Annotated in this window: 5 protein-coding genes and 4 pseudogenes; 3 read left to right on the forward strand and 6 right to left on the reverse strand. The window is 56.8% G+C overall.

The genetic code is table 11. From position 1 onward, the window contains the following. Positions 1 to 116 precede the first annotated feature (116 nt). On the forward strand, positions 117 to 707 hold the full coding sequence (locus EBL84_RS16510; protein ID WP_123141790.1) for a DDE-type integrase/transposase/recombinase: 591 nt from the start codon (positions 117 to 119) through the stop codon (positions 705 to 707). Between the two features lie 4 nt (positions 708 to 711). After that, positions 712 to 1,359: a hypothetical protein gene (locus EBL84_RS16515; RefSeq protein WP_148040326.1), complete on the forward strand. Its 648-nt coding sequence runs from the start codon at positions 712 to 714 to the stop codon at positions 1,357 to 1,359. A gap of 39 nt (positions 1,360 to 1,398) precedes the next feature. Here the strand turns inward: EBL84_RS16515 and EBL84_RS16520 are convergent. From EBL84_RS16520 to EBL84_RS16550, 6 genes and pseudogenes are all read right to left on the reverse strand, one after another. Further along, positions 1,399 to 1,665: pseudogene (locus EBL84_RS16520) on the reverse strand (transposase); the annotation flags it as partial. 245 nt (positions 1,666 to 1,910) lie between these two features. Next, entirely contained in the window at positions 1,911 to 2,651 is a 741-nt protein-coding gene (locus tag EBL84_RS16525) for a hypothetical protein (protein ID WP_123141792.1), read from the reverse strand. A gap of 122 nt (positions 2,652 to 2,773) precedes the next feature. Continuing rightward, positions 2,774 to 3,055 (reverse strand): annotated as a pseudogene (locus tag EBL84_RS17620) (GNAT family N-acetyltransferase); the annotation flags it as partial. A 267-nt stretch (positions 3,056 to 3,322) separates the two neighbouring features. Further along, the gene (locus EBL84_RS16535) at positions 3,323 to 4,600 is read right to left on the reverse strand and encodes a transposase (protein WP_123141794.1); all 1,278 of its coding nucleotides are present in this window, start codon (positions 4,598 to 4,600) and stop codon (positions 3,323 to 3,325) included. Positions 4,601 to 5,016: 416 nt separating this feature from the next. Next, positions 5,017 to 5,508, reverse strand: a pseudogene (locus EBL84_RS16545) (transposase); the annotation flags it as partial. A gap of 206 nt (positions 5,509 to 5,714) precedes the next feature. Next, on the reverse strand, positions 5,715 to 6,419 hold the full coding sequence (locus tag EBL84_RS16550; protein ID WP_123141795.1) for a GIY-YIG nuclease family protein: 705 nt from the start codon (positions 6,417 to 6,419) through the stop codon (positions 5,715 to 5,717). 229 nt (positions 6,420 to 6,648) lie between these two features. On the opposite strand from EBL84_RS16550, the pseudogene EBL84_RS17625 reads away from it, so the two are divergent. After that, positions 6,649 to 6,817: pseudogene (locus EBL84_RS17625) on the forward strand (IS1 family transposase); the annotation flags it as partial.

Consider the following 6,817-nt stretch of genomic DNA (forward strand, 5'->3'; position numbering starts at 1 on the left):
AATCGCCGGCTCAAGCACATGTACGCGGATCTGAGCCTGGATCACAAGATCCTGAAGGAGATCGTCGAAAAAAAGCTCTGAGCGCCAGGGCGCGGCGCGCCCTGGCGGGTGAGTCCATGGCCGAGGGCGTGAGCAAGCGGCGCGTCTGTCGACTGCTCGGGCTGAGTCGCTCGGTGCTCGACTATCACGCCCGCCCGCGTAACGACGGGCCGCTGATCAAGGCGCTGAGCACGCTGGCCGAGCACCATCCATCCGCCGGGTTCCGCAAGCTCTATGTGCGGCTGCGCCGCGCCGGACATCCCTGGAACCACAAGCGGGTCTGGCGGGTGTATTGCGCGCTCAAGCTCAATCTGCGGCGTCGGTGCAAGCGACTCCGGGCGCTCCGCCCGCCGCAACCGCTGGTGCAACCGATCCGTCCCAACCTGCAATGGTCGGCCGACTTCATGAGCGATGCGCTGAGCAGCGGCATGAGCTATCGCACCTTCAACCTCATCGACGACTACAACCGCGAGGCGCTGCGTATCGAGGTCGACGTCTCGCTGACCTCGGCGCGCGTCATCCGCGTGCTCGAACAGGTCATCAGCGTCCGGGGGCGCCCCGAGCGTCTGCGTCTCGACAACGGACCGGAGTTCACCAGCACCGCCTTCCAACGTTGGGCCGCCGAGCGTGGCATCGCCCTCGACTTCATCAGCCCCGGGAAACAGTAAGTGGGTGTCCTATACTCTCCGCGTCAAGGTGATGCCTGCCGAGGATCGATGGGTGGTCTGGACCGCCGGTCCATCCATGGGGCCTGCCGTGACCTTCTGGGCGCTGCTGATCGCCGTTGTCGTCGCGGCCCTGGTGTTCGGGGCGATTCGCGGGATCCCGCTCAAGCGCCTCGATTGGTTCGTGCTCCTCGTCGGACTGACGCAATCGCTCCTTGCCGCGGTGGTCGTGGTGGTCTGGGTGCTCGCCTTCCATGCGCGCGGGTGGTTGTCACCGAGGGCCTCGGCGTGGCGACACAACCTCGTGCAACTGGTGCTGGCGCTGCTGACCGTCGCGGCCTTCGCCGCGCTGCTCGACTCGATCCCGTCGAGCCTGCTCGGCCAGCCCGAGATGCATATCGCCGGCAACGGATCGAGCGCCGATGCGCTGCAGTGGTATCAGGACCGGGTCGAGGGTGAGGCGTGGGTGGCACTGCCGCAGCCCGAGCTGATCTCCGCCTGGGTGATCGTCTACCGGGCGCTGATGCTGCTGTGGGCGCTGCTGGTGGTGCGTCTGGTCGTGCGGCTGGCAAGCTGGGCCTGGGCGCGGTTCGTCGCCCCCGTGGCGTTCAAGCCGATCGGGGGAGGGGCGCGGCGGGCGCAGCCGAAGGTCTAGCATGCAGGGGCAGGCGCGGCCAGGGACAGGCCATGCGCGCTATCGGCCAGGGACGGGCGAGGGCGATGCGGTCGCTGCCGGACAATCGGTCGGCGTGGTCGGGCCGAAGAGGGCCATGGCGCGGCGCACGCCGCGTAGATAACGACACTCTCGCCGTGCCGCGAGCGCGGTCAGTCGCTCCGGCGCACCGATTGCCGCACCGAACCCCTTGAGCAGGAAACCCGCGTGCTCGACGAAGCGCTCCGGCGCGATGCCGAGTCGGGTGAGAATCTCGGGCAAGTCCGACGGGATCGCGCCGCGATCCCGTTGTGCGTACTTTCTCCCGGTGTCTTCGGGGTCACTGCCCAGACTGGGTTGATATCGACATCGGCTATCACCGCCAATCTACCCAGCCCCGTCGATGTTTGAAACTCCCTCTGTCAACCGATAGAAGCCGCAGAGATATACTTGCCGCCCACAGCGCGGGCAAGCGTAGGAGAGGTTTTTGTATAAGTGGGCGGGGTGGGTGTTACTTAATTATTGGTGTTGCTTGTTTTTGGGTTGCGCATGAATTATTTGTTGCGTATTTTTGAGTTTTTCGCGAAATCAATTTGAGCGAAGGCGCCTTGCCCTAAACCATCCGGAAGCCCGGGGATATTGCTCCTGCCTTGAAATATTGTGCATGGAAGTAATGTTGTGCCTGGGTATATGTCTATGGCGGGATTGTATTTGAACATAAGTGAAAAGACTGCCGTTTCTTCAAGAAGGTATAGCTTGGAAAGTTCGAGAGAGCGGGCTAGTGTTCTTTTCGAGGAGCGGTTTCTGTTTTTTTGTCTTTCCCAAAACACATATGCATTTTTGTCGATTGCGTTATGGAATTCTATATTGCGATCGTAGAGTTTATATGTCGAGTCTAGTGATTTTTTGTAATCTTTATGGCTTCTCCAGAAATCCCAGCGGGATAGGTGAAGGTTTCTGGTTTTTGAGAAAAAACAAGAGTTCCTTTCTATCCATTCATTGCCCAATTCTATGCTTTGCTCTAACGCTTTTTTTTCTGTGATGTTGTCTTTTGACATTGAGTTGTATCGCTGCAATGTGTCATTTACGCATAAAAATATTTGACTCCCCTGTTCTGGAGTAAATCTGTTTGTGGCCCATTCTATTGTGGCGCTGAGTTTTTCGGCTTCGTGGTACTGGTGGCCGACGCTTATTTGAAGCCTGCAATTGCGATGATTTCTCCAGCTGTCTCCACGTTTCACTTTTACTGAATAATTTCCTGACGGGGGCGGGTATTGAGTTCTCCTGTGAAACATGAGCTTTCTCTTTTTGGTTTGCGTTTTTTGCTGCGGGCTTGTTTATAACTGGGCGGAAAAGCGTTCTGCGATAAGTGTAGAGTGTCGCTCTTGGGGGGGGCACGTTATTTTGGCTTGGCTTGTTAGTGTTTTTGATTTATGAGGTTTGCCGTAAAGTGGCGATGACTTTCTGTCCAGTTTATATTTTTTACGGAAATGTTAAGGTCTGCCATCTCTTTGATTTGGTAGCTTGATTCTGATAGTGCTTTTTGAAACATTTTGAGGCTGGCGAAATTATTTGGGGGTACTGAAAACTCTACACTTTCAATGTTGTGTTTTTCGAAATTACAAAGTATTTCTTTTATCATTCTTTTTCCAATTCCTTTTTTTCTGAAGTTTATATCTACGCCAACCTGCCAGATATACGCTAATTTTTTTTGCTGTTACTGCTTAATATTGCGGAAGAAAAGCCAATCACTTTGTTTTTGTGTAAAGCGACAACGGACAGATTGGTGAAATAATTTGATAGTATCCAGTATATAAAAGGGGAGTGCGCCTCTAAATGAGGGCATCCGTTTATTATCTGAAAGACTTCTGGTATATCTGACGTATCCAAGTTTCTTACAAAAATATCCATCGCGTATTTACGCTTTCTGTGGTATGTAGAAGTTATTGAATTTGCGTTTGAATATTTATCGGCCAGGAACGGGCGAGGGCGATGCGGTCGCTGCCGGACGATCCGTCGGCGTGGTCGGGCCGAAGAGGACCGTGGCGCGGCGCACGCCGCGTAGATAACGACACTCTCGCCGTGCCGCGAGCGCCGTCATCCGCTCCGGCGCACCGATTGCCGCACCGAACCCCTTGAGCAGGAAACCCGCGTGCTCGACGAAGCGCTCCGGCGCGATGCCGAGTCGGGTGAGAATCTCGGGCAAGTCCGACGGGATCGCCCCGCGCTTGCGCGGATGCAGGGCGCGGCCGAGCGAGTCGACGAGGGTCAGATAGCCGTCGAAGGTGAAGGGGATCGCTGCGGGGACCTCGGCGGGGTTGCCGAAGGGCAGTAGTGGGGCAGGGGGCAGGCGACCGAGGACGGTCTCCCAGAGATTGGTGCTGCGAGCGTCTGGCGAGCTGTCGGCGTGATCGGTCACGGCAGGTGAGGGCGGGTGCGTGGCTGGCGGGCTGTCATCCGTCTCGGACGTCGCGGTCTCCTGGGCAGCACGCGCGCGTTGCGAGCCGGGGTGGACGTCTGGCGGTGCTCGTCTTGCCGTATCGGGTGACGGCGCCACGACGAGATGCCGCCCGTTCGCCGGGCCATCATCGCCCGCCCGCAACGCGGCGATCCGTGCCGCAATCCCGGTATGCGCGCTCTCCTCCGGCGTCTCCGCGATCCCCGCCCGAATCGGGTTGAGATCGACATAGGCCATCACCGCCAGCAGCGCCGTCTCGTCGAGGATCGCCTGTGAACGGAACCGTCCCTCCCAGAACCGTCCCCGCACCCCGTCCTCTCGATTCGCCGCCCGCGCGATCGACTCGTTCAACACCCGCATGAACCAGGGAAGATCCGCCAGCCGCGCCCGATAGGTCGCGATCAACCCTGCGACCCCATCCAGCTCCGCCTCGGTCATCTCTGCCCGCGTCGCAGGCGACAGGAACCGCTCCACCACCACCGGCCCGCGAAACAGACACCGCCAGCGCCGCAACACCTCGGTATCCGACCACCCCGCCGCCCGATCGGCATCCACCCGCACCACCAGATGGACGTGATTGCTCATCACCGCATAGGCCGCGACATCGATCGCGAACACCCCCGCGAGCTGACGCAACCGTAGCTCCACCCAGCCGCGACGATGCTCGAAACTCTGCCCGGTCAGCCGATCGAAACCGCAGAGATACGCCCGGCGCACGCACCGCGTGACGACGTGATACCAGGGCGTATCGGACAAGGAGACGAGCGAGGCGCGGGGACGGGTCATGGGGCATCTCCTCCGCTGGAGGTGTTGGGAGAAGCGTAGGAGAGGGCCTTGGGAGCGTCAATGGTAAATGGGTGTCCTTTTCTTTGCGCGGGGACGGGTCATGGGGCATCTCCGCTGGAGGGTTGGAGGAAGCGTAGGAGAGCGTCTCGCGAGCGTCAACGGTAAGTGGGTGTCCTTTTATTTTCGCAGGGACGGATCGGTTGCACCAGCGGTTGCGGCGGGCGGAGCGCACGGAGCCGCTTGCAACGGTAAGTGGGTGTCCCTTTCTTCTGACGACGTGATACCAGGGCGTATCGGACAAGGAGACGAGCGCGGCGCGGGGACGAGTCATGGGGCATCTCCGCTGGGGGTGTTGGGAGAAGCGTAGGAGAGGGCCTTGGGGGCGTCAACGATAAGTGGGTGTCCCTTTCTTTTCAGAACCGCCCGCGCACCCCGTCCTCCCGATTCGCCGCCCGCGCGATCGACTCGTTGAGCACCCGCATGAACCAGGAGAGATCCGCCAGCCGCGCCCGATATGTCGCGACCAACCCCGCGACCACCTCCAGCTCCGCCTCGGTCATCCCCGCCCGCGTCGCAGGCGACAGGAACCGCTCCACCACCACCGGCCCCCGGAACAGACACCGCCAGCGCCGCAGCACCTCGGTCTCCGACCACCCCGCGGCTCGATCCGCATCCACCCGCACCACCAGATGCACGTGATTGCTCATCACCGCATAGGCCGCGACATCGATCGCGAACACCCCCGCGAGCTGACGCAACCGCAACTCCACCCAGCCGCGCCGATGCTCGAAACTCCGCCCTGTCAGCTGATCGAAGCCGCAGAGATAGGCTCGTCGCACGCAACGCGTGACGACGTGATACCAAGGCGTATCGGACAAGGAGACGAGCACGGCGCGGGGACGGGTCATGGTGCATCTCCTCCGCTGGAGGTGTTGGGAGAAGCGTAGGAGAGCGTCTCGCGAGCGTCAACAGTAAGTGGGTGTCCTTTTATTCTTCTTTTATTCTTATTCCAGGAGAGCGCCTTGAGAGCGTCAACGGTAAGTGGGTGTCCCTTTCTTCGGTTCTATTAAGCACAAAAAGGGGCTACGGAAAAAATGTCGGCTGGTGCAACTTGTTACGTGTTGATTGGTACAAACTCGCGCTCAATTAAGTTAATTACTGAGGCAACTGTTTCATTGCTTATACTCATTACTTTTGCACCACCTTTTTTTCCTTGCTCTACGGCAAATCCTCGACCTTCAAGAAACTCTTTAATATCATCATAGATATCCCTGCTCCGGCCTATAGAGAGATGATGCTTACCCGACTTCCTTGCATTTACGTAGTAAGTTAGCTGTTTTTCATCACTGAAAAATGTAGGCCCAGAAATCCGTGAACTGGATCTAAGAGGCTTCTCTAGTAAATCTGAAATTTCGCCAAGTAAAATATGATCAGACGTTTGTTTCGCTTCTACCTCTTTACGAAGGACGCTTTGAGTATAAGCGTCATTACTTTGCTCAATCGGTAATTCCTTCGCACCTATTAGCTCCATAATTGGTTGCATACGCTCGACTAAAGTATCGTCTTTATCTAAGAACCATTCACCCTCAACTCGGCTGTCATCCAGGAGCATATGTAACGCATTTTCAACAGCCCGTGCGTCATGATGCTCCCAAGCAGCTATACATTGCGCCTTTATAGGAGATTTTGTATTGCTTATCTGTAACAACCTTGAACTAAGGCTTGCATTCCCGGCTCCAGTTATACCCACTTTTTTATACGGAATATCGACGTTCCCACCAATATCTACATGACGCATTACATAGATAATATTTTGCATTATTCAAAAATACTCCGAACTCTTAAAGACACGTAACGTTGCAAATAACCGGTGCAAATGGAGCGCAGCGGAGATTGCATCCGAGTTAATTTGCCTTGTTCGGCATATTTATACTTTCATTGAAAGCATGCCTGCCAAGTTTCTTAAATCACCAGACAACAAATTCTGGTAGCGCCCTGACCGATAGGTTTCGATAAGATCAGAATCTCTTGCTTTAAGGATGAAGAAGATGTATCTGACATGTCCGCAGTGTCACTCCAACCATGTGACTAAAAATGGATTCAACCGGCTGAAAAAGCAGTTGTACAAGTGTCAAGATTGCGGTCGCCAGTTCGTTCTCCATCCTGCCAAGGGGCCGGTTTCTCAGGAAACCCGCGAACTGATCGATCGGTTGCTGC

The sequence above is a fragment of the Marichromatium sp. AB31 genome (genome assembly GCF_003718685.1).
Lineage (GTDB): Bacteria > Pseudomonadota > Gammaproteobacteria > Chromatiales > Chromatiaceae > Marichromatium > Marichromatium gracile.